Here is a 21364-nt window from a genome sequence, read left to right as displayed (position 1 = left end):
GTACGAACAGGAATGACGACATGAAGTCTGCCTCCCTCTTTGCAGCGTGCCTCGCCCTCGGCGTTCCTTCGCTTGCGATAGCGGCTGCGGACATCGTCGTTCACCGGGATCCCGGCTGTGGTTGCTGCGAGCAATGGGCTGCCCAGGTCCGTCAGCAATTCGACCGGCGCTTATCCATCGTCGACGATCAGCAGCGATCCACCTTTCAGCGCGCGCACGGCGTACCGGCTCGGCTATCATCGTGTCATACAGCGATCGTCGATGGTATGGTTTTCGAGGGCCATGTCCCCATCGCGGACATGAAGCGCCTTCTCGCGCAGCGTCCGCGTGGTGTGAGCGGTCTCGCCGTAACAGGCATGCCTGTCGGATCACCGGGCATGGAAGTCCCCGGGCAGGCGGCCCAATCTTTCAATGTCATTGCCTTTGGTGCAGGCCGCGAAACCATCTTCGCCCGCCACGGCGGATGAGTATGGCGTTGTCCCTGGATCATGAGTGGTGTATTCGGTTACGGCTGTGAAACGTGCGCTTCATCTCTTTCTCCTGCTTGGAGCCCTGATCGGTCTGCTCGGCCAGGAAGCCGCCTTTGCGTCCGGCCCGCCTGCGGCGTCCGCGCCGATGGCGATGTCGAGTATGGCCGCTTCCGGCATGTCCGAAGACTGCATGAAGATGATGGCGCAGCAACAGCAGCCTGCGCAGAAACCGTGCAAGGGCATGACACTGGCCTGCATCGCCGCGATGGGCTGCCTCATTCCCATGGCCGTGCGCAATGACGCACCGGTGCTTGGCAGCCGCGAAGCCGGTTCAACCCTGGCTTTCTGGACAACCACCACGGTCCTGCGCGGCAGTGATCTTACTCCTGAACCGGAACCACCGACTCTCCTTGGCTGATCGAAACCGGCCGTCAGGCTGACAGGATCGTTGCGCCTGTCGCGCACCAAACATCCTGCTCAATCTGCGGCTACCACGATGTTTTGCCAAAGGATTACAGTCATGAAAAACCGTGTTTTCTATGCTCTGCTGGGGCTCGCCCTTGCCGCACCCGTCGCCGCGTTCGCCGGCCAACCCGACCACAGCCAACAGTCCGGCCACTATGAGTGGAAGCCGGTTCCGCAATATGGCCCGCGTGCCACGGGGCCTACCCAGCGGCGTGTATGGGTGCCTGATGCCACGCAAGTGGGGGCTTGCGACTGCGACATGATGAAGATGAGCAGCACTGCCGCTGCTGATTGCATGAAGCAGATGCACAGCATGGCATCGCCGTCGGCCACTTCGGTTGGCTAGGCACAGATTCTGGCCGCTTCAGGTCGCATAGACGGCTAGGCCAGCAGTGGCGGCGGGATGTCCCCATCCTGCCGCCACTGACATGCCCGTCATAGTGCGCGATGTCGGCCTGATCGCTCGATCAGGAGTTTTCCATGCGATTGTTTCTATGTCTGCCGCTGCTCGCGGCGATCCCCGGGATCGCGTTTGCCGGGCCGCTCACTTTTGAAGCTGCGCTCCAGCGCGCCCGGCAGGAAGCGCCGTCGATCAAGGCCAAGGCGCTCGGCGCCGATGCCGCGCGGTCCGCGCGCGGCGGGGCAGGCGCGCTGCCCGACCCGACGCTTGGCGTGAGCGTCGAGAGCTTCCCGATCTCGGGACCGCTCGCGTTCGAGCCGCAGCGTGACGATTTCACGATGGCGCGGGTCGGCGTGTCGCAGGACATTCCCAATCTCGCCAAGCGCCATGCCCAGCAGGCGCGCGCCGATAGCGATATCAAGGCGGCCGAGGCCGATACCGCGGTCGAGGCCCGCACGGTCGAGGTTGGCACCGCGCTCGCCTGGATCAACCTGGCCTATGCCGAACGCAGACTTGCTGCACTCGACGATGTCCTGTCCCGCCTCGAGCGCGTGGTCGGAACGACGCCGGGCGCTGTCGCCTCGGGCAATGCGCGGCCGGCGCAGACCCTCGCCGGGCAGCAGGCGGTCGCCGCCATGCAGGATCGCCGCAGCGAACTGGTGTCGAATGTGGCGCGGGCACGCGCGACGCTGACCCGCTGGACCGGCGATCCCGCGCCCGAGATCGCCGGACCGATCCCCGATTTTGCGGTCGATGCGGCAACCCTGCGCGCAGGACTCGATCGCCAGCCCACGATCCGGATGATCGATGCCCAGGCGGGGCAAGCGGATGCCGATGTTCGCCTGGCCGACGCCGGACGGCGCTCCGACTTCGGCGTCAACCTGGCCTATCAACGGCGCGATCCCCGGTTCGGCGATTATGTTTCTGCCGGTATAACCGTCAGCCTGCCGTTCTTCACCCGCAATCGCCAGAATGCCGGGATCGCCGCGGCCCAGGCCAATGCCGGGCGGGTCCTGGTCGAACGCGAGGCCACCCGCCGCGCGCTCGCCGCCGACCTCGACGCCGATCTCGCCGATCATATCATGCATCATGAGCAGTGGATGCGCGCGCGGGACACGCTGCAGCCGCTTGCCGACCAGCGCGTCAAATTGGAGACTGCCAGCTACGGCGCTGGACGCGCGAGTCTCGTCGATGTCGCAGACGCCTATGCCGCGCTCGCCGACGCGACCCTCACTGCCCTCGACCGCGAAGCCCTGGTCGTCGCCGACGGCGCGCGGCTGACCCTCACCTATCGGAGCGCCGACCAATGAGCCTTGAGATATCACCGCGCGCCCGGCTCGGACTTGCTGCAGCAATGCTAGCGCTCGTTGCCGGCGGCGCAGGTTATGGCATCGCTCATCTCGGTGGGAGTGAAACCGCTCACATGCAAACAGCCGATCCCGGCCGTAAGGCGCTCTACTGGTACGATCCGATGGTGCCGTCGCAGCATTTCGACAAGCCGGGCAAATCGCCGTTCATGGATATGCAGCTTGTCGCCAAATATGCCGACGAAGGCGGGGGCGACGCACCCGGCGTGCGGATCGATCCGGCGACCTCGCAAACGCTGGGGCTCCGCACAGTTGCGGCGCGCCGCGGGGAGCTCGCCAGTAGCCTCACCGCCACCGGCACGATCGACTTCAATCAGCGCGATGTCGCGATCGTCCAGGCGCGCGCGGGCGGGTTCGTTAGCCGTGTCTATGCCCGTGCGCCCGGCGACATCATCGGCGCCGGTGCCCCGCTTGCCGATCTGCTCGTTCCCGAATGGGCGGGCGCACAGGCCGAGTTTCTTGCGGTTCGCCGCTCCGGGAACGCAGCGTTGATCCAGGCGGCGCGCCAGCGGCTCGCGCTGCTTGGAATGCCGTCTGGCACGATCGCGTCGGTCGAGCGGACGGGGCGACCGCATAACGTGGTGACGATCTCCACGCCGACCGGTGGGGTCATCAAGACATTGGACGTTCGGGCAGGGATGACGATGACGGCGGGGCAGACACTCGCCGAGGTCAACGGCCTCGGCACGGTCTGGCTCAACGCCGCCGTGCCCGAGGCGATCGCCGGTCCGCTCAGGCCCGGGCAAACCGTGCAGGCAACGCTCGCGGCATTTCCCGGCGAGACCTTGTCGGGCCGTGTTTCCGCGATCCTGCCCCAGACACAGGCGGATAGCCGGACGCTGACCGTGCGGATCGAGCTTCCCAACCGCGGCGGGCGTCTGCGTCCCGGCATGTTCGCCACCGTGTCGTTCGGCGGCAGCGCACAACCGGCGCTGCTGGTGCCATCCGAAGCGTTGATCCGCACCGGCAAGCGGACATTGGTGATGCTCGCACTAGACAAGGGGCGCTACCGGCCTGCCGAAGTGCAGACCGGCCGTGAATCCGGCGGCGACACCGAGATCCTGGCGGGCCTCGGCGAAGGGGAGAAGATCGTCGCGTCGGGCCAGTTCCTGATTGATTCCGAGGCGAGCCTCTCGGGCGTGGAGGCGCGGCCGATCGGGGGCACGCCGACGGCTGCCGTCAAACCAGCAGCTACGGCCGCGCTCTACGAGACCGTCGGCAAGATAGAGCAGATCACCGCCAATTCGGTGACGCTCAGCCATGAGCCGGTGCCCGCCATCAGCTGGCCGGCGATGACGATGACGTTCCAGCTTCCCGATCCGAAGGTCGTGCGGGGCCTGAAGGCCGGCGACCGCGTCCGCTTCGGGTTCGACCGGCCACCGGCGGGGCCGACCGTGCGGCGCATGGTGAAGGTCGCTGGCCAGTGATCGCCCATCTCATCCGCTGGTCGGTCAGGAACCGCTTCTTCGTCCTGATCGCGATGCTGGCATTGGTCGGCGCCGGGTTGTGGGCGGTGCGCTCGACCCCGATCGATGCGCTGCCCGACCTGTCCGACGTGCAGGTCGTGATCCGCACCTCCTATCCGGGGCAAGCGCCGCAGATCGTCGAGAACCAGGTCACCTATCCGCTGACCACCACCATGCTGTCTGTGCCCGGCGCCAAGACGGTGCGCGGCTATTCCTTCTTCGGCGACAGCTTCGTCTATGTGATCTTCGAGGACGGGACCGATCTCTATTGGGCACGCAGCCGCGTGCTCGAATATTTGAATCAGGTGCAGGGGCGCTTGCCGCCGAGCGCTCGCAGCGCGCTCGGCCCTGACGCCACCGGGGTCGGCTGGGTCTATGAATATGCGCTAGTCGACCGGAGCGGCCGGCATGACCTGTCGCAGCTCCGTGGGCTTCAGGACTGGTTCCTGCGCTACGAATTGAAGACCGTGACCGGCGTCGCCGAGGTCGCAAGCATCGGTGGCATGGTCAAGCAATACCAGGTGCTGCTCGATCCGGTGAAGCTCGCCGCTTACGGGATCACCCACCAACAGGCGGTCCAGGCGATCCAACAGGCCAATCAGGAAGCGGGCGGCTCGGTGCTCGAAATGGCCGAGGCCGAATATATGGTCCGCGCCTCGGGCTATCTGAAGACGCTCGACGACTTCCGGGTGATTCCACTGAAGACGGCGGCCGGTGGCGTACCCGTGCGTCTCGGCGACGTCGCAACCATCCAGATCGGCCCCGAGATGCGGCGCGGCATCGCGGAACTGAACGGAGAGGGCGAAGTCGCCGGCGGCGTGGTGATCCTTCGCTCGGGCAAGAACGCGCGTGAGACGATCGCGGCGGTCAAGGACAAGCTCGCCGATCTCAAGAAAAGCCTGCCGCCCGGCGTCGAGGTGGTGACGGTCTATGACCGTTCGCAGCTCATCGATCGCGCCGTCGAGAATCTCACCCACAAGCTGATCGAGGAGTTCATCGTCGTCGCGATCGTCTGCGGGCTGTTCCTCTGGCATGTCCGCTCAGCGCTGGTCGCGATCCTGACCCTGCCATTGGGCGTGCTGGCGGCGTTCGTCGTCATGCGATTCCAAGGAGTGAACGCCAATATCATGTCGCTCGGCGGTATCGCCATCGCCATCGGCGCGATGGTCGATGCGGCCGTGGTGATGATCGAGAATGCCCACAAGAAGATCGAGCGCTGGGAGCAGGAGCATCCTGGCAAGCATCTCGAGGGCGAGATGCGCTGGACCGTCGTCACCGAGGCGGCGGCCGAGGTCGGGCCCGCCTTGTTCTTCAGCCTGCTGATCATCACGCTGTCGTTCATTCCCGTGTTCACGCTGGAGGCGCAGGAAGGCCGGCTGTTCGCGCCACTCGCCTTCACCAAGACCTATGCGATGGCGTCGGCGGCGATCCTGTCGGTGACCCTGGTGCCGATCCTGATGGGATGGCTGATCCGCGGTCGCATCCCCGCCGAGCAGGCCAATCCGGTCAACCGCTGGCTGACCGATCTTTATCGGCCAGCGATCGACTGGACGATGCGAAAACCCAAGGCGGTGCTGGTGATCGCTGCGCTGGTCTTCGCGACGACCGCCTGGCCACTCACCCGGCTTGGCGGCGAATTCATGCCCAATCTCGACGAGGGCGACCTGCTCTACATGCCCTCGGCCTTGCCGGGCCTCTCTGCGGCCAAGGCCTCGCAACTGCTCCAGCAGACCGACCGGCTGATCAAGACGGTGCCCGAGGTCGAGAGCGTGTTCGGCAAGGCCGGTCGCGCCGAGACCGCGACTGATCCGGCGCCGCTGGAGATGTTCGAGACGACGATCCAGTTCAAGCCCCGCGACCAATGGCGTCCCGGAATGACGCCGGAGAAACTGGTCGACGAACTCGACCGCACGGTGAAGCTGCCCGGCCTCGCCAATGTCTGGGTGCCGCCGATCCGCAACCGCATCGACATGCTCGCGACCGGCATCAAGAGCCCGATCGGGGTCAAGGTATCGGGCGCCGATCTCGCCCAGCTCGATCGCATCGCGCATGATGTCGAGACGGTCGCCAAGACCGTGCCGGGCGTTTCCTCCGCCCTCGCCGAACGGCTGACCGGCGGGCGCTATGTCGATGTCGATATCGACCGGGCCGCCGCCGCACGGTTCGGGCTCAACATCACCGATGTGCAGGCGATCGTCTCGGGCGCGATCGGCGGCGAGACGATCGGCGAGACAGTCGAGGGGCTGGCCCGCTATCCGATCAGCGTGCGCTATCCGCGCGAGCTGCGCGACAGCCTCGAAGGGCTGCGGACATTGCCGGTCCTCACCCCGTCGGGCCAGCAGATCACGCTCGGCACCGTGGCCGATGTATCGATTGCCGAAGGCCCGCCGATGCTCAAGACCGAGAATGCGCGGCCCTCGACCTGGGTCTATGTCGACGTGCGCGGACGCGACCTCGCCTCGGTGGTCGGCGACCTCCAGCGTGCAGTCGCGAAACAGGTCAGGCTCTCGCCTGGCGTCAGCATCGCTTACTCCGGCCAGTTCGAATATCTCCAGCGGGCGGTCGAGAAGCTCAAGCTGGTCGTGCCCGCGACTCTGCTCATCATCTTCGTTCTGCTCTACATGATCTTTCGGCGCTTCGACGAAGCGGCGCTGATCATGGGCACGCTGCCGTTTGCGCTCACTGGGGGCATCTGGCTCCTCTATCTGCTTGGCTATCATCAGTCGGTGGCGACCGGGGTCGGCTTCATCGCGCTGGCCGGCGTCTCCGCCGAGTTCGGTGTGGTGATGCTAATCTATCTCAAGCACGCTTATGAGGATCGCGGTCCAGCCCCGGATGCGGCTCAGGTCGAAACGGCGGTGCGCGAAGGCGCGCTACTGCGAGTCCGGCCCAAGGCGATGACGGTGGCGGTGATCCTCGCCGGCCTGCTGCCGATCCTGCTCGGATCGGGCGCGGGTTCAGAGGTGATGAGCCGCATCGCCGCACCGATGATCGGCGGCATGCTCACCGCGCCGCTGCTCTCCATGTTCGTCCTACCCGCCGCTTATCTGCTGCTGCGCCGGCCGAAGACCAAGCCGATACCTCAACCCGTTTAACCTGCAAGGAGAAGACCATGAACTATGCACGACTGACCATTGCCCTCGGCCTCGCCGCCCTGACTGCCGCCTGCGGCAAGAAGGCGGAGACGCCAATCGCGACCGAGACCAACCAGACGGCGCCCGCCGCAGCCATGAGCGGCGACATGGGCAATATGGCGATGGCGCCGGCGGCCCCTGCGCAGATCATGGCCAAGGGCCATGGCACGGTCACTGCCATCGACAAGGCCGCAGGCACGATCACGCTCGATCATGGCCCGATCCCCGAAGCCAAGTGGCCGGCGATGACGATGGCGTTCAAGGCGGCCCCGGCGATCACCGATGCGGCCAAGGTCGGTGACAAGGTCGATTTTGATCTCACGCTGACCGGCAATACCGGCGAGGTGACGGCCATCAGCAAGAAGTAGCCCACGAGCCATTGTCGCGAAGACATCCAACGGCCGCAGTCGGCGCAAATCTTCTGTGCTCATACTGCGGTCGGTGGTCTGGGCTCCGATCGCCGGTTTTCGGAAATTGGGCTTGACCCTCTAGCTGCTAGAGGGTGCAAACCGCGAACCATTCTTAACAAGAGACTCGTCGATGCGCTCCGGCCACCTTGCTGCCTCCACCGCTGTTGTCGCTCATCGGCCGTTCTCGATGCGATGGCTCATCCTGATCCTCGCGGCGCTAACGCTGTCGCTGCCCGCACGCGCGTCGGCCAGCGACGCCGAAGTGCAAACGACCTGGCGCCTGCTCGACTATATCGCGGTCGACTATTCAGGGGCGGTTTCAGACGGCAGGGTGACCAGCGCTGCCGAATATGCCGAAATGACCGAATTTGCCGGGCAGGTCGAAGCCAGGATCCGGGTGTGAGTTGATATCCAAAAATGCCCGCGCCGGGCGTGTTGCTGGCGATCCTGTCGGCCATATTGTTCGGCGCGAGCACGCTTTGGCCAAGCTAAACGGCGCCGCGGGTCAGGTCGGCGCAGATGTCGATTAAGATCCAGGCGAACGCGGCGAGGGTGGGCAGTGCCGTCATCGCCATTCCGAAGGCTCTGCCGGTCGCTCCAAGCGGGTAACCGCGCAGAAACGTGATCCTTCCCGCCGCGAACAGGACCACGGCACCCATAATGAAGCCGAGCGGAGCGTCGCCGTCGACAGTGGCGAGCGCGAGGAAGGCGACGCTCGTCATCGTAGCCTGCTCGAGCGTGTTCTGAAGGAACGCGAGCGGCACCTTCAGCCGTTCGCTTGGCGGGGCGAAGGCCGAACCCGGATTGTCCGGTGCTGAGTAACGCCGGATGGTCGACACCATGCCGACACCGACGGCAACCCACAGCATCACGAGGAGGCTTGCGCGGGCGGCGAAGGCAAGCCGCGGGGCGGTCTCACGTGGCAGCTCTATCTGTTCGGGCAGCCACAAGGTGGCCACGCCCAGGACCACTGCGCACAGCAGGAAAGCCGCCGCCGCCCGTCTACGGATGCCCGACCGTTCTGCGGCCATGTCCACGGACTTTGCATGCTCCGCCATCGTTGTTCGCTCCAGCTTGCTGCCGATCACTCCTCGCCACCTCGTGGGGGGGCTTCGTTGGGGCCGCCCCGAAACGACGCCTCTGTCGCTCACGCCCGGCTGCCTATTCGGCGTTCTCGGAATGGCGCTGTCGCGGTGCTTCTCAATCTGCGGGACGGTCGGGCGCGGACGTCATCTGACAATGGGTCTGCCCTCCGTGGACACCTTCGGCGGATCCTGCGTCGAAGCATCCTCACCCGCCGTTTTGAGGTCTTCGGGCACGTTGCTGCGCAGCTCGTTGATCCAGATCTGGCCGTCGGCGTCCGAGGGGGCGCGCCAGTCGCCGCGCGGCGACAGCGAGCCGCCTGTCGTGACTTTCGGTCCGTTCGGCAGGGCGGATCGCTTGAACTGGTTGGCGAAGAAGCGGCGCAGGAAGACGTCGAGCCAGTCGCGGATGGTGGATATGCTGTAGGATCGCTTTTGCTCCTCCGGGAAGCCCGGCGGCCAGTTGCCCGCAGCGGCATCTTGCCAGGCGTGAAGCGCCAGAAAGGCGATCTTGGAGGGTCGCAGCCCGAACCGGGTGAGATAGTAGATCGAGAAGTCGTGGAGTTCGTAAGGACCGATCTTGTCCTCGGTGCTCTGTGACTGGCCCTCGGACGCCTGCGGGATGAGCTCCGGCGATATCGTCGTCCCGAGCACGTCGAGCAGAATGTCGGTCACTTCGGCGTCGATCAGGCGGTTCGACGCCGTCCACCGGATGAGGTGCTGGATGAGGGTCTTCGGAAGCGAGCCGTTCACATTGTAGTGGCTCATCTGGTCGCCGACGCCGTAGGTGCACCAGCCAAGCGCTAGTTCCGACATGTTGCCGGTCCCGAGCACCAGGCCGTCACGCTGATTGGCGGCCCTGAACAGGAGGTCGGTCCGGATCCCCGCCTGCACGTTCTCGAAGGTCGTGTCGTAGACCGGCTCGCCGCTCGCGAACGGGTGCCGCAGATCCCTCAGCATCTGAATGGCCAGCGGCCTGATGTCGATTTCCTCGGCCGTCACGCCAAGCCCTCTCATCAGCGCGTGCGCATTGGACCTGGTCCTGCTGCTGGTGGCGAAGCCGGGCATGGTGAAGCCGAGGATGTCGGTGCGTGGACGCCCGAGTAAATCAAATGCCTTCGCCGCGACGATCAAGGCGTGGGTCGAATCCAACCCTCCGGATACGCCGATGCAGATCTTGCCTATCCGGGTCGCCTCGAGCCGCTGCGCGAACCCAGTCACCTGGATGTTGAATGCCTCGTAGCAGTCCTGGTCGAGACGGGCTGGGTCGTCGGGCACGAAGGGGAAGCGATTGATGCATCGCCGCAGGCCTATGTTGCCCTGCGGCGGCTCGAAGCGGAAGGACACGCGTCGGAAGCGCCGGTCTGGCATGCCATTGGCGATCGCGGCCTCGTTGAACGTGCCGGTTCGCATGCGCTCTAATTGCAGCCGCTCAATGTCGATGTCCGCGACGGCCATCTGGGACTTAGCGCTGAAGCGCTCCGTCTCCGCGAGCTGAGCCCCGAGTTCGTAAATGCAGGCCTGGCCATCCCAGGCTAGATCGGTCGTCGATTCCCCGGATCCGGCCGCCGAGTAGATGTAGGCAGCCCAGCAGCGGCCGGACTGGATCTCGCAGAGGCGCCGCCGCGTGTCCGCTTTCCCAACCACGATGTTGCTGGCAGAGAGGTTCGTCAGGATCAGCGCGCCGGCGAGCGCCGCGAAGTCGCTGGGCGGTGCGGGCGCCCAGACGTCCTCGCATATCTCGGTGTGGAAGATCAGGCCGTCGACGTCCTCCGCCTGGAACAGGAGGTCCATCCCGAACGGGGTGGGCTCGCCTCCGATGAGGATCTCGCCGCGCACGTCCCGCCCGGAGGCGAACCACCGCTTCTCGTAGAACTCGCGGTAATTGGGTAGGTGCCCCTTCGGCACGACGCCGAGGATCCGACCCCGATGGACGGCGACGGCGCAGTTGTAGAGACGCCCCTCACGGCGGAGCGGTGCCCCAACGAGGAGAACCGGACGGAGATCGCGGCTCGTGGCGACCAGCTCCAGGAGTCGCCTATCGACCTCGTCGAGCAGCGCCCGCTGAAGGAGGAGGTCGTCGATGGAATAGCCCGACAGCCCGAGCTCCGGGAAGACCATCAACGCGACCCCTTCATCGCTCCCCTCGCGGGCAAGTCTCAGCGTCTCTTCGAGGTTGAACGCCGGTTCCGCGATTCTGCAGATGGGACGGCAGGCGGCGACCCTCACGAAACCTTGCTGGTAGATCGACAGGAAGTCGGCTGCCTTGGCTGGCGCTCGCTCGTTCATTTCCGTTCCCGACATCACTTGTCTCCACGGTGGGTGGATCGTGGCTCCGACTTCCTGTCGGACGGATCGCTAGCGATGAGCACGATCACGACGCCTACGGTGATGAACGCATCGGCCAGGTTAAACGTCGGCCAGTGCAATCCGCCCCAGTGGAGGTCGACGAAGTCCCGAACGCCTCCGAATCTCAGCCTGTCTGCGATGTTCCCGATGCCACCGCCGAGGATCATGCCCAGAGCTGCGCGGCAGAGAGGACTTGCCGCCCGAACGATCATGACAAGTACGACTGCCACAACGGCCGCGGCGACTGCTATCAGCAGGATCGGGTCGCCCCCCGTGGCGAGCCCGAATGCAACGCCAGTGTTCCTGCCGGACGTGACATTAAGGAAGGGAGCGACTTGTATCTCGCCGTGGTTAGCGACGACCTGGAAAGCCGCCGACTTCGTTACCTGGTCGACGGTCAAGGCGAGCCCTGCGCCCAGCCACGCGGCGGCGCTCCTCATCGACCTGTCCTCCAGGGGTGGCGCATCCCTGGGCCTTGATGTCGGGTCGTCTGGATCGCAGTGACGGGATGATTACACAACGAACTCACGCTGCTTGCGGACGCGCCGGGTGGTGGTTCAACCACGTTGACCGTCTCGGCGCCCGGTTCTGCTGAACAGCGCAGCAAGAGCTTGGAGGTTCGTCAGGAACAAGATAGCCGCGAGTACCAGGTAGCCCCATGCTAGCCATGTCAGTGTGTTGACGATGCGAGGTTCGTCGCTCTGCCAAATCACCGCCAGGGTCACCTGGACTATGAAAAGGATAGCCAAAGCAGCCGCACCTGCCAGACTTAAACGAAAACGAAGTAGCAAGCCGATCCCGAATAGCGATTGCGCGGCGGTAAGGAAAAACTCCTCGTGCTGGCGTGCGTCGAGCGGGAGGCTCGTGAGGTGCCCCGCGCCCAAGCCGACGGCCAGCGGCAACATGCCGACAAGCAGGGTCCATTGGTTGATTTTGTCGGACATCATCGTCGCTAGCCCGGTCTCGGAGCGGCCCGACAGCACGAACAGCGCGGCTACAACGACGGCGGGCGCTTCGCTCGCGAGCGGCGCAAGCCACTGGATCAGCAAGAACTCGTCGAACCCCAAAAGGCGACCCGAGTCGATCATCGATTCGGCGAAAGGCTCGGCGGATACAAGAATGATCGCGGCTGCGACGATCGTCAGCGTTCCCATCGCCAACCACTGGCGAAGAGGTGAAAGCAGCATGAGCGCGGCGGCCGGGCCGGGCTCTTCGTCGTCATCGTCATCGGCGTCCGCACCAGTCTCCTTCCGGCTGGCGCGCCACATATACAGGCCGAACAGCGCGACCAGCACGACGGTGTCGATCGGTGAAATCCGGCCTTTTGCGACGATGACGAAGGCGTAGATGCTTGGAAGCAGCAGGAAGAGAATCTCGGTCCGGTTCGCGGGCAGCAGCGAAATCGCGCGCTCCCGCGTGCGCCGCCAATGAAGCAGCACGAGCAACGGCCATGCGAGGCCCACGAGCAGCCGGTTCGCACCGGTCATGTTCGCTGCGGCATAATGGACGTAATTCGATCCAGGATTCGCACCCGCCGAATAGGCGTAATAAAAGTCGACGGCATATTCGGGCAGCACGGTGATCAGCGCGACGATCGCTACGATCAGCCCTGCCGAAATGCGTTTCTCGGCCGCCTCAGCGCCCCATGACAGGAGGAAGCCCGCTGCCAGAATGGCCGCGCCAAAAACGAACGTGTCGAGTAGCGGGTTCGGGCGCCAGCCCTCGATCCGCAAGATCACGGCGGGAATCATCACCACCCCGACCAGCGCGAGCAACAGCGCAAAGCGGCGCAACGACGGCCGCGGAGGGGAAGCGGAAAGAGTGTCAGTCACCACGAACGATCCTCATTCCGGCCCCGAACTTCACTCTGGCTGTGTCGCGCTGGCCGAAAGCTCCGCTCCGAGAACTTCCACTGCTTCGAGCGTCATCAAGCCTATCCCCGGCACATCGGACAGGTCCGACACGAAAGTCCGCAATCGGGCATCGGTATCGACGATCTCGATCACCACGGCTCGATCGCTTTCGAGAACGTGGCGGCGATGAAGATGCGCCGATCGGCCGAACCCGATCAGCGCCTCAAGCACGGTGACGCCGGCAAGTCTGGCGTCACGCGCTTTTGATGCGACCACCTCGAACACCTTTCGGTCGCCATAGTAAGCGGCCTCGTCGGTGTAGATGCGGAGCAGCTTGGTTTGCTCGCTCATGATCACCTCCTCTGTCATGTCAAAGCCGGCACGGGAGTCGGATGCGCGCCCCCGCCGCTACTCGGCTCGGGATCGTGCCGCTCGGGATCGCGGGGCTTGCCCGCCCGCTCGCCCCAGCCGAGCACTACTCGAGCAATGGCGGGGAGTACGAGGAGCGTGAGGATGGTAGCCGCGACCAGGCCGCCGATAACGGTTGTCGCCAAGGGCTTCTGGACCTCGGCGCCGGTGCCGTGCGCGAGCGCCATCGGCACGAAGCCGATCGCCGGCACGAAGCCGGTCATCACCACGGCGCGCATCTTTTCGGCCATGCCGTCGCGGATCGCCTGAGCGAGTGGCAGCCCAGCCTCGATCCGTTCGCGTATCGCCGTCATCACCACGAGGCCGTTGAGTACGGCGACGCCAGCAAGACAGATGAAGCCGACAGCAGCCGATACCGAGAACGCAATGCCGGTTAGCGCCAAGGTGAACACGCCACCCGCCAGCCCCAAGGGCACTGCGAGGAACACCGCGGTAGCGCGTCCGAAACTGCCGAGCGCCATGTAGAGCAGGCCAAAGATCAACGCAAAGCAGAGCGGCACAACGATCGAGAGGCGCTTGGACGCATCTTGCAGGCTTTGGAACTGCCCGCCCCATTCGAGGTAATAGCCGGCCGGAAGTTTGACTTGCGCGATTTTCGCCTGCGCTTCGGTAACGAACGATCCGGCGTCACGTCCCAACAAGTTTACTTGAATGGCGAGACGGCGTTTGCCGTTCTCACGCCTGATCTCATTCAAGCCTTCGGTAACGCGGATCTGTGCAACTTGGGCGAGCGGAATTTGCTGGCGTGGTTGGCCCACCTTCTCGGGTAGCAGTACCGGCAGCGCCTGGATGTCATCAAGGCTGGCACGTGTGGTTTCCGGAACGCGCACCGTGATGTCGAACCGCCGGTCGCCCTCATAGAGCAAGCCGGCTTCCCGACCTCCCAGCGCTGCAGAGACCGTATCGGCTACCTCGCGCACCGTGAGGCCGTAGCGTGCGATAGCGGCGCGGTCGAGCTTCACATCCAGCGCCGGCGCACCGCCAACCTGGTCAGCCTTTACGCTGCCCGCGCCCGGAACTGATTGCAGCACGCGAACCATTTCGTTGGCGGTTTGCGCCATCTTATCGAGGTCGTCGCCATAAAGCTTGATCGCGACGTCGCCGCGGACGCCGGCGATCAACTCGTTGAATCTCAGCTGTATTGGCTGGCTCATCTCATAGATCTGGCCGAGCTGACCCCGTGATGCTTTTTCAATGCGCTCGATTACCTCTGCCTTTGTCTCGACGCCTGCCGGCCACTGATCTTGGGGCTTCAGGATGACGTAAGCGTCCGACATATTCTGCGGCATCGGATCGGTCGCGACTTCGGCGGTGCCGGTTTTGGAAAACATCAGCTCCACTTCCGGCAACTTCATAATGGCTGCTTCGACCCCACGCTGCATCGCAAGCGATTGTTCGAGGTTGACCGAGGGCACGCGTGTCGAGGCGAGGGCGATATTCTTCTCGTCGAGCTGCGGGATGAACTCGCTACCCAACAGTCCGAAGGCTGGCACTGCGGCGAGGAAGAAGATCAGTCCGCCGGCAATGAAAGGCCAGGGCCGCGCAATCGCCTTGTCGAGCAGCGGCAGATAGCGTTCCTTGCCCTTGCGGATCAGCCACACCTCCTTCTCGGCGACCCGGCCGCGAATAAGCAAGGCCACCATCGCCGGCACGAAGGTCAGCGCCAGGATGAACGCTGCGACGAGCGCAAGCATGATCGTGATCGCCATAGGCGAGAACGTCTTGCCCTCGACGCCGGTGAACATGAGCAACGGCGCGAACGCGAGCAGGATAATGGCCTGGCCGAACACGGTTGGCTTTATCATTTCCTGGGAGGCCCGCATGGTCTCCTCAAGCCGCTCGCGAAGGGTGAGCAGCCGCCCCTCATGCTCCTGCCGATGCGCGAGACGTGCCAGGCAGTTTTCGATGATGATGACCGCGCCGTCGACGATCAGGCCGAAGTCGAGCGCACCCAGGCTCATCAGGTTGCCGGGCACGTGGAAAGCGTTCATCCCCATCGCCATCATCAGGAACGAGAAGGGGATGACGAGCACCGCGATCAGCGCCGCGCGCCAGTTGCCGAGCAACAGGAATAGCGCAACCGCTACCAGAATCGCGCCCTCGGTCAGATTGCGCTGCACGGTCGCGACCGTCGCATTGACCAGCTTCGAGCGGTCGAGCACGACCTTTACCTGAACGCCAGGTGGCAACGTCTTCGCTACCTCGTTGAGCTTTGCTGAGACATCCTGCGCGACAATGCGACTGTTCTGGCCGATCAACATCAATGCCGTGCCGATCACGGCTTCCTTGCCGTTCACACTTCCCGCACCGGTACGAAGATCTCCACCGCTCTCGACATTGGCAATCTGGCCAACGGTGATGGCAACACCGCCGCGTGTCGCGGCGACGGCGTTTTTGATCTCATCCACCGAGCGCACGCGCGCATCGAGCCTTACAAGATACCCTTCGCCGCCGCGGTTGTAGTAATTCGCGCCCACCGCGAGGTTGGCGTTTTCCAATGCCTCGCCCAATTCGCTATACGAGATGCCGTAGGTCGATAGCTTCACCGGATCTGGTTCGACTACGAACGTCTTGGCATAGCCGCCGATCGAGTCGACGCCCGCCACGCCCGGTACGGCGCGGAGCTGCGGGCGGACGATCCAGTCCTGAACGGTGCGAAGGAACCCGGCCTGTTCGACCGCATTCGCCAGCCGATCGCCTTCGGGCGTCAGATAGCTCCCATCCGATTGCCAGCCTGGCTGGCCGTTCACGATTTTCGCGCCTTTGCCTTCAGGATTGGCGTATTCGACCGTGTACATCACGACTTCGCCGAGACCGGTCGTAACGGGGCCGATCTGCGGCTGTACGCCGTCGGGCAACGTATCGCGCGCCTGGGTAAGGCGTTCGCCTACCTGCTGGCGCGCGAAATAGAGATCGGTGCCTTCCGAGAATATTGCGGATACCTGGCTAAAGCCATTGCGGGAAATCGAACGGGTCGTCTCCAGTCCAGGGATGCCAGCCAGCGCGGTTTCGATCGGATAGGTGACGAGCTTTTCCATCTCGACCGGCGAGAGGCGCCGATCGACGGTGTTGATCTGCACCTGTTTGTTGGTGATGTCGGGCACGGCGTCGATCGGCAGCTTGGTGAGCTGCCACAGGCCAAGACTGGCAATCGCCAGGAAGATGAACAGGACCGCCCAGCGCGCACGGACGGCCAGCGCGATAAGGTTGGCGATCATCTGTTATTCTTCCTCGCCCGCGCCCTTGCCGAGTTCGGCTTTGAGCAGGAAGGCGTTCTTGGTGGCGATGGTCTGGCCGGCTGAGAGGCCCGACACGATCTCGATGCGGCCGGCGCTGCGCTGGCCCGTGGTGACGGGCATTGCCTTGAACCCCTTGGAGGTTCGAACGAACACCACGTCGCGGGCATTGAGCGACTGAACCGCTTCCTCGGGGACCACGATCGCAGTCGACGTGCCGCTCCGACTTGGGAATAGCCGCACGCGTACCGCCAGGCCCGGCTGTAGCCGGCCACCGATCACGTCGAGCACCGCCGTCGCGGAGCGCGTCTCGCCGCTCAAGGTCGGCGTTACCGCGCGCACGCGCGCGCTGGTGGTGCTGCCATCCGGCAGCTCGATAATCGCTCTGTCACCGGGGGCGAGCCGTTGCGCGTCGGCAGGCCCAATCGCCGCCTCGATCTGTATCTGGCTTGGATCGGCGACGCGAAACAGTTCAGTCTCCGGCTGCACGAAAGCGCCCAGGCTGACATTCTCGGTCGTCACCCGGCCCGTGATCGGGGACGCGACAACGACACTGCGGCCATCGTTGGTCACGTTGGCCGCGACCGCTGCAACACTCGCGCGCCGCGCCTCGGCCGCCGCCGAAGCTGCCTCCGCCTGCGCGGTTTCCAGATCGACCCGCGGGCTGACCTTCTGGTCGTAGAGGTAGCGTTCGCGCGCCAGGTTGCGTTGCGCGAGCGTTGCCTTGGCCGCCGCCGCGGTGCGATCGGCCGCGAACTGCGCGGCTTCGCGGCTCTCGACGATCGCCAGCGGCTCGCCTCGACGCACCGGGTCCCCCAATCGCTTGTACACCCGCGTCACCGCGCCGCCCGCGCGCGCGGTCACGATTGCCTCGCCGGCAGGGGAGGGTGCCACCGTCGCTTGGGCCACGATCTCGGCCGCTAACCCGCCCGGGTTGACGGTCTCGGTGGTAACGCCCGTGTTCTTTAACATCTCGGCGCTCATCTCGAGCGTGTCGCTTGGGGCTGCCTCGGTATCAGTTTCTCCAGGCTTTGCTGCGGCCTCGGCCGCACGTGCGGCCGGAGTGTCGGCTGTGTATCGCGCAATCGTGAACCCGCCTGCCGCGGCGACAAGCACCGCCGCCGCCACGCCGCCTAGAAGCCGCTTGTCCTGAACGATCATCGGCTATCTCCGGGTGTGGCCGGACGCGCGCTCGTGGGCGTCAGTTCGGCAAAAAGGGTTGCAGGCGCGGTCAGTCGCGCCAGGCGGGCCTCCGCGTCATGATAGGCGGCAAGGGCGTCGGTCGCATCGGCGCGGGTCTGTGCGAGCGTGCGCTCGGCTTCCAACAGATCGAGCTGGCCAAACTTGCCCCCGGCATAACCGATGCGCGCGATCCGGGCGGCTTCGGTTGCCGCTGCCAGCGCCGGCCCTCCGGCCGTGCGCGCGGTTGTTGCGGCATTTGCGAGCTCGGCCTGCGCACTCGCTATCGACCGTTCGGCCTCCAATATAGCGAGCCGACGTAGCGCGTCGGCCTGGGCCTGTTGCGCCTGCGCCTGCGCCACCGCCGCATTCCCGTTGTTGAAAACGGGGAACGGGATCGAGACCCCGAACACTGCAGCCACATCGTTGGTGGCCGCGAGTCGACGCGCGCTCGCGCTCACTGTCACATCGGGAATGCGCTGCGCGCGTGCGAGTTGGACCTGGGCGCTTGCGGTCCTTGCGTCCGCAGTCGCCGCCGCGAGTGCAAGTGTGCCCTCGGCCTCAATCGGCTGGGTGGGCCCGTAGCCGCCGATGCGATCGAACCATGCTGAGTCGAGCGCCCCGCTGACGGGTCGCCCGACCAATCGCTCAAGATTGCCGCGCGCGACCTCAGCATTGCGTGTAGCCCGCTCCACTGCGGTCTCCGCGTTGATGCGAAGCACGTCCGCACGCTGTTGCTCGATTGGCGACGCCGCGCCCGCGGCCACGCGCGTCCGCGCGACCCGCAGAGCCTCCGCGGCGATTTGCGCCTGATCGCGCGCTACCGTCAACCGGCGCTCGGCCGCAACCGCGTCATTATAGCTTTGGGTGATGGCGAGCGTGAGGTCGGCGATGGCGATGGCTGATCCGATCCGCGCGCGATCGATCTGCGCATCCGCAACCGCGACACGCGCCGACCGCTTGCCCCCAAGCTCGATCGGAAGTGCCAGCCCCGCGGTCGTTTCGGCGCTGCGAAAGCCGCGATATTCGCCGCTGCCGGCCACGTTTTCGGTCTCGACAACGACCTCGGGGTTTGGGCGAAGGCTTGCAACGGCACGGCCTGCGGTTGCGGCTTGCACACCTGCGGCACCGGCCTCTAACGATGGTGAGACCGCGCCGCCCAGCGCCAAGGCTCGCTCAAGGCTGAAGGGTGGCTCTGTGGCTGCCTGAGGCGGCGAGGTAGCCGTCTGCGCCTTCGCCACTGACGCTCCGATGAGGGAGACGGCCAGAGCCGCATTCAACACGCACGAAAGCGCACGGGGCGAAACACTCATCCTGCGCACTCCTAGGAAACTGGCCGTAGCGCAGCGCGCCCTTTGCGGACGATCTCACGCATGAGCTGGAGGTATTGAAGCGCGATCACGCCCGCAACCCAGAGGTCGGGCCAAGCTTGGCGCGTCGATGGCGGGCGCACCCGTCAACGGTTTGAGTGTCAATCATCTGGCTTCTTTACAATCTCTAGTTACTATAGGAGCAAGCCCAAAAGTTGGATCGTCGCAAAAATTATGGAGCAAACGTGAAATGAAGATTGGAGATCTGGCGCGCGCGACTGCGACCAAGGTGACGACGATCCGATTTTACGAACAAATTGGTGTGCTCGAAACACCCTTGCGCACATCTTCGGGCAGACGCACCTATGGTAACGGTGATGTGGATCGCCTGAACTTCGTGCGGAACGGGCGAAGGCTGGGTTTCTCGATCGACGAAATCCGCTCGCTCCTCGCGCTTGCCGATCAACCGGAGCGCGACTGTGCGGAAGCAGCGGAAATCGCCGCGCGCCATCTGGTCGGTGTGGAGGATCGACTTCGCCAACTTTCTGCCTTGCGTGACGAGTTGAGCGCTATGAGCGCCAGCGCGTGTTGTGCCCGAACGATGGCCGAGTGCCGGGTTATCCAGGCAATTGCCCGACCGGTAGGATAGCGGCCTTTTGATGGCGACCAAAACGAGTATTTTCGATGTCATCCCGTCATCTTCGTACACTAACGTCGTTTTTGTCGTTGCGGCGTTCGCAGGGCCGGTTCCAGCTCTTGCGGATCCGTCCGACGACGACGTCAATCCCGATCGATACGGGTTCGCGGATGGGAGCCGGGCGGTGAGCCTCGCGGCGGGCCTCTCGAAACGCTTCTCTCGCTCGAACCGCTGCACGGTGGTAATATTGGTGATCGAGGGGCTTGACCCTCTAGTAGCTAGAGCATGTAGTTAAAGCTCGCACCTCTTCGCGACCGGTGAGAATCGAATGGAAATCTGGTGGAAACCTGGGCTGAATTGGAGACGACCCGGCACGCTGACCGGCGGACGGCACTCATGTGTATGGGTGCTGGGCTAATCGTAACGAGGTTTCCGCTTCCGCTATGGGCGGCGAGAAACAATCGCGATCAACTTTGGGGCGGCTTCGCTACGCCTCCGACTTGGCGTCCCCTAGAAGTCGGAACCGGTGACACGCTGATCGTGCCTGCCAAGGTGTCCGGCATAGCAATCGACGCGGTACTCGACAGCGGCAGCGGCGCGTCCATTATCAGCAAGCCGCTTGCTGCGAAGCTAGGCATGACGAACCTGGAGCCGCGACGGATCAACGGCCTGGGCGGCAAGGCTCCGGTTGGTCTGGTCCGCAATGTCGCGGTGACGCTGGGCGCTTATGCTCCCGTCCTTCCCTTCGCGGTGGTCGCAGACTTGCGAGCGGCCTCTGCCGCCTTTGGTCGGCCTGTCGATATGCTGCTCGGGGCAGACGTGCTGGCCGGCGGCTGCGTGGCGCTCGATTTTGCGACACGACGCTTTGCATTTGAGAAGCCGGCCAGCTTTGTGGCGGGGCCGGAATGGACTGCGCTGCCGCTTAGGCACGGCGCCAAACAGGAATTGTTCCTGCTCGCGTCCATCACCGGACTGGACCCGGTGCCGCTGATGCTCGATTTCGGCAACTCGTCGGCGCTGATGTTATCCTCCGCCTATGTCGAGGCGCACGCCCTTCTGGCTGGCAAACCCGTTTCCACCGCCGCCATCGGCGGGGTCGAAGGGGTGCAAGTCGTCAAGTCCTTCATCGCCGACAAGGTGAGCTTGGGCGCGCTCACGGTCGCCTCTGTTCCGGCGCTTGCCCTCGATCGGTGGACCTCGGTGAGTACAGTAGGCAATGTGGGGATGCCGCTGCTCGGACAATTCGATATCGTGCTGGACGTGTCCCAAGGGCAGTTGTGGTTGCGATCCGCCCCAGCTCGGGCGCGCCTGCCGATGCTGAAGGATCGAAGCGGCCTTGGTCTCGCAGCCTCCGCTACTGACCTGACTGTTGTGCATGTGGCATCCGGCAGTCCTGCGGATCAAGCAGGGTGGACTGTGGGTGAACAAGTCATAGCCGTGAATGGTCGTGCTATCGACGCTTCCTATACGCGGGGACTACTCTGGCAGTGGCGTTATGGCCCCGCAGGAAGTCGGGTAACGCTCAAGCTCGCAGACGGAACGACGCGGATGCTAAATCTTGCCGATTACTACTGAGC

The 21364-nt window shown here is 64.5% G+C and carries 18 protein-coding genes; 10 read left to right on the top strand and 8 right to left on the bottom strand.

Annotation, left to right across the window (positions count from 1 at the left end; all coding sequences use genetic code 11):
- The first annotated feature begins 20 nt into the window (after positions 1 to 20).
- The 8 genes from NUH86_RS08250 (at position 21) to NUH86_RS08215 (ending at position 8115) form a co-directional block, all read left to right on the top strand.
- The gene (locus tag NUH86_RS08250; RefSeq protein WP_267251969.1) at positions 21 to 467 is read left to right on the top strand and encodes a DUF411 domain-containing protein; all 447 of its coding nucleotides are present in this window, start codon (positions 21 to 23) and stop codon (positions 465 to 467) included.
- Positions 468 to 495: 28 nt separating this feature from the next.
- Entirely contained in the window at positions 496 to 888 is a 393-nt protein-coding gene (locus NUH86_RS08245; protein WP_267251968.1) for a hypothetical protein, read from the top strand.
- A gap of 102 nt (positions 889 to 990) precedes the next feature.
- Positions 991 to 1281, top strand: coding sequence for a hypothetical protein (locus NUH86_RS08240; protein WP_267251967.1), 291 nt, complete (start codon positions 991 to 993; stop codon positions 1279 to 1281).
- Positions 1282 to 1415: 134 nt separating this feature from the next.
- Positions 1416 to 2645 (top strand): TolC family protein, encoded by a 1230-nt coding sequence (locus tag NUH86_RS08235; protein ID WP_267251966.1) that lies wholly within the window; start codon positions 1416 to 1418, stop codon positions 2643 to 2645.
- A complete protein-coding gene (locus tag NUH86_RS08230; protein WP_267251965.1) occupies positions 2642 to 4129 on the top strand; it encodes an efflux RND transporter periplasmic adaptor subunit in 1488 nt (495 codons plus the stop codon). Before NUH86_RS08235 ends, NUH86_RS08230 begins: the two co-directional genes overlap by 4 nt.
- Positions 4126 to 7263: an efflux RND transporter permease subunit gene (locus tag NUH86_RS08225; protein ID WP_267251964.1), complete on the top strand. Its 3138-nt coding sequence runs from the start codon at positions 4126 to 4128 to the stop codon at positions 7261 to 7263. The genes NUH86_RS08230 and NUH86_RS08225 overlap by 4 nt, the downstream gene beginning before the upstream one ends.
- A gap of 17 nt (positions 7264 to 7280) precedes the next feature.
- A complete protein-coding gene (locus NUH86_RS08220) occupies positions 7281 to 7670 on the top strand; it encodes a copper-binding protein (protein WP_267251963.1) in 390 nt (129 codons plus the stop codon).
- A 172-nt stretch (positions 7671 to 7842) separates the two neighbouring features.
- Positions 7843 to 8115: a hypothetical protein gene (locus tag NUH86_RS08215; RefSeq protein ID WP_267251962.1), complete on the top strand. Its 273-nt coding sequence runs from the start codon at positions 7843 to 7845 to the stop codon at positions 8113 to 8115.
- Positions 8116 to 8200: 85 nt separating this feature from the next.
- Here NUH86_RS08215 and NUH86_RS08210 read toward each other — a convergent pair whose 3' ends face one another.
- The 8 genes from NUH86_RS08210 to NUH86_RS08175 form a co-directional block, all read right to left on the bottom strand.
- The gene (locus NUH86_RS08210; RefSeq protein ID WP_267251961.1) at positions 8201 to 8800 is read right to left on the bottom strand and encodes an MAPEG family protein; all 600 of its coding nucleotides are present in this window, start codon (positions 8798 to 8800) and stop codon (positions 8201 to 8203) included.
- Between the two features lie 141 nt (positions 8801 to 8941).
- On the bottom strand, positions 8942 to 11098 hold the full coding sequence (locus tag NUH86_RS08205; RefSeq protein WP_267251960.1) for an NAD(+) synthase: 2157 nt from the start codon (positions 11096 to 11098) through the stop codon (positions 8942 to 8944).
- Positions 11098 to 11583 (bottom strand): signal peptidase II, encoded by a 486-nt coding sequence (gene lspA / locus NUH86_RS08200; protein WP_267251959.1) that lies wholly within the window; start codon positions 11581 to 11583, stop codon positions 11098 to 11100. The genes NUH86_RS08205 and lspA overlap by 1 nt, the downstream gene beginning before the upstream one ends.
- A gap of 117 nt (positions 11584 to 11700) precedes the next feature.
- Positions 11701 to 12975, bottom strand: coding sequence for a sodium:proton exchanger (locus tag NUH86_RS08195; RefSeq protein WP_267251958.1), 1275 nt, complete (start codon positions 12973 to 12975; stop codon positions 11701 to 11703).
- 30 nt (positions 12976 to 13005) lie between these two features.
- The gene (locus tag NUH86_RS08190; RefSeq protein WP_267251957.1) at positions 13006 to 13347 is read right to left on the bottom strand and encodes a DUF190 domain-containing protein; all 342 of its coding nucleotides are present in this window, start codon (positions 13345 to 13347) and stop codon (positions 13006 to 13008) included.
- A gap of 14 nt (positions 13348 to 13361) precedes the next feature.
- Positions 13362 to 16643 carry an efflux RND transporter permease subunit gene (locus NUH86_RS08185; protein ID WP_267251956.1) on the bottom strand — a complete coding sequence of 1094 codons (3282 nt, stop codon included), beginning with the start codon at positions 16641 to 16643 and terminating at the stop codon, positions 13362 to 13364.
- 3 nt (positions 16644 to 16646) lie between these two features.
- The gene (locus tag NUH86_RS08180) at positions 16647 to 17822 is read right to left on the bottom strand and encodes an efflux RND transporter periplasmic adaptor subunit (protein ID WP_267251955.1); all 1176 of its coding nucleotides are present in this window, start codon (positions 17820 to 17822) and stop codon (positions 16647 to 16649) included.
- Positions 17819 to 19120 (bottom strand): TolC family protein, encoded by a 1302-nt coding sequence (locus tag NUH86_RS08175; RefSeq protein ID WP_416365366.1) that lies wholly within the window; start codon positions 19118 to 19120, stop codon positions 17819 to 17821. Before NUH86_RS08175 ends, NUH86_RS08180 begins: the two co-directional genes overlap by 4 nt.
- A 280-nt stretch (positions 19121 to 19400) precedes the next feature.
- Between NUH86_RS08175 and NUH86_RS08170 the strand changes: the two genes are divergently transcribed.
- Together NUH86_RS08170 and NUH86_RS08165 are read left to right on the top strand one after the other, a co-directional pair.
- A complete protein-coding gene (locus tag NUH86_RS08170; protein ID WP_267252069.1) occupies positions 19401 to 19799 on the top strand; it encodes a MerR family transcriptional regulator in 399 nt (132 codons plus the stop codon).
- Between the two features lie 384 nt (positions 19800 to 20183).
- Positions 20184 to 21362: an aspartyl protease family protein gene (locus NUH86_RS08165; RefSeq protein WP_267252068.1), complete on the top strand. Its 1179-nt coding sequence runs from the start codon at positions 20184 to 20186 to the stop codon at positions 21360 to 21362.
- Positions 21363 to 21364: the final 2 nt, after the last annotated feature.

The organism is Sphingobium sp. JS3065 (genome assembly GCF_026427355.1).
Lineage (GTDB): Bacteria > Pseudomonadota > Alphaproteobacteria > Sphingomonadales > Sphingomonadaceae > Sphingobium.
The sequence above is the reverse complement of the archived record's forward strand: the minus strand, read 5'-3'. Positions and strand labels throughout refer to the sequence as shown.

Bases quoted from the DNA above. Each gene is read 5' to 3' on its own strand.
- NUH86_RS08250 (WP_267251969.1), top strand. From the start codon at position 21: ATGAAGTCTGCCTCCCTCTTTGCAGCGTGCCTCGCCCTCGGCGTTCCT.
- NUH86_RS08240 (WP_267251967.1), top strand. From the start codon at position 991: ATGAAAAACCGTGTTTTCTATGCTCTGCTGGGGCTCGCCCTTGCCGCA.
- NUH86_RS08235 (WP_267251966.1), top strand. From the start codon at position 1,416: ATGCGATTGTTTCTATGTCTGCCGCTGCTCGCGGCGATCCCCGGGATC.
- NUH86_RS08230 (WP_267251965.1), top strand. From the start codon at position 2,642: ATGAGCCTTGAGATATCACCGCGCGCCCGGCTCGGACTTGCTGCAGCA.
- NUH86_RS08220 (WP_267251963.1), top strand. From the start codon at position 7,281: ATGAACTATGCACGACTGACCATTGCCCTCGGCCTCGCCGCCCTGACT.
- NUH86_RS08215 (WP_267251962.1), top strand. From the start codon at position 7,843: ATGCGCTCCGGCCACCTTGCTGCCTCCACCGCTGTTGTCGCTCATCGG.
- NUH86_RS08205 (WP_267251960.1), bottom strand. From the start codon at position 11,098: ATGTCGGGAACGGAAATGAACGAGCGAGCGCCAGCCAAGGCAGCCGAC.
- lspA (WP_267251959.1), bottom strand. From the start codon at position 11,583: ATGAGGAGCGCCGCCGCGTGGCTGGGCGCAGGGCTCGCCTTGACCGTC.
- NUH86_RS08190 (WP_267251957.1), bottom strand. From the start codon at position 13,347: ATGAGCGAGCAAACCAAGCTGCTCCGCATCTACACCGACGAGGCCGCT.
- NUH86_RS08185 (WP_267251956.1), bottom strand. From the start codon at position 16,643: ATGATCGCCAACCTTATCGCGCTGGCCGTCCGTGCGCGCTGGGCGGTC.
- NUH86_RS08180 (WP_267251955.1), bottom strand. From the start codon at position 17,822: ATGATCGTTCAGGACAAGCGGCTTCTAGGCGGCGTGGCGGCGGCGGTG.
- NUH86_RS08170 (WP_267252069.1), top strand. From the start codon at position 19,401: ATGAAGATTGGAGATCTGGCGCGCGCGACTGCGACCAAGGTGACGACG.
- NUH86_RS08165 (WP_267252068.1), top strand. From the start codon at position 20,184: ATGTGTATGGGTGCTGGGCTAATCGTAACGAGGTTTCCGCTTCCGCTA.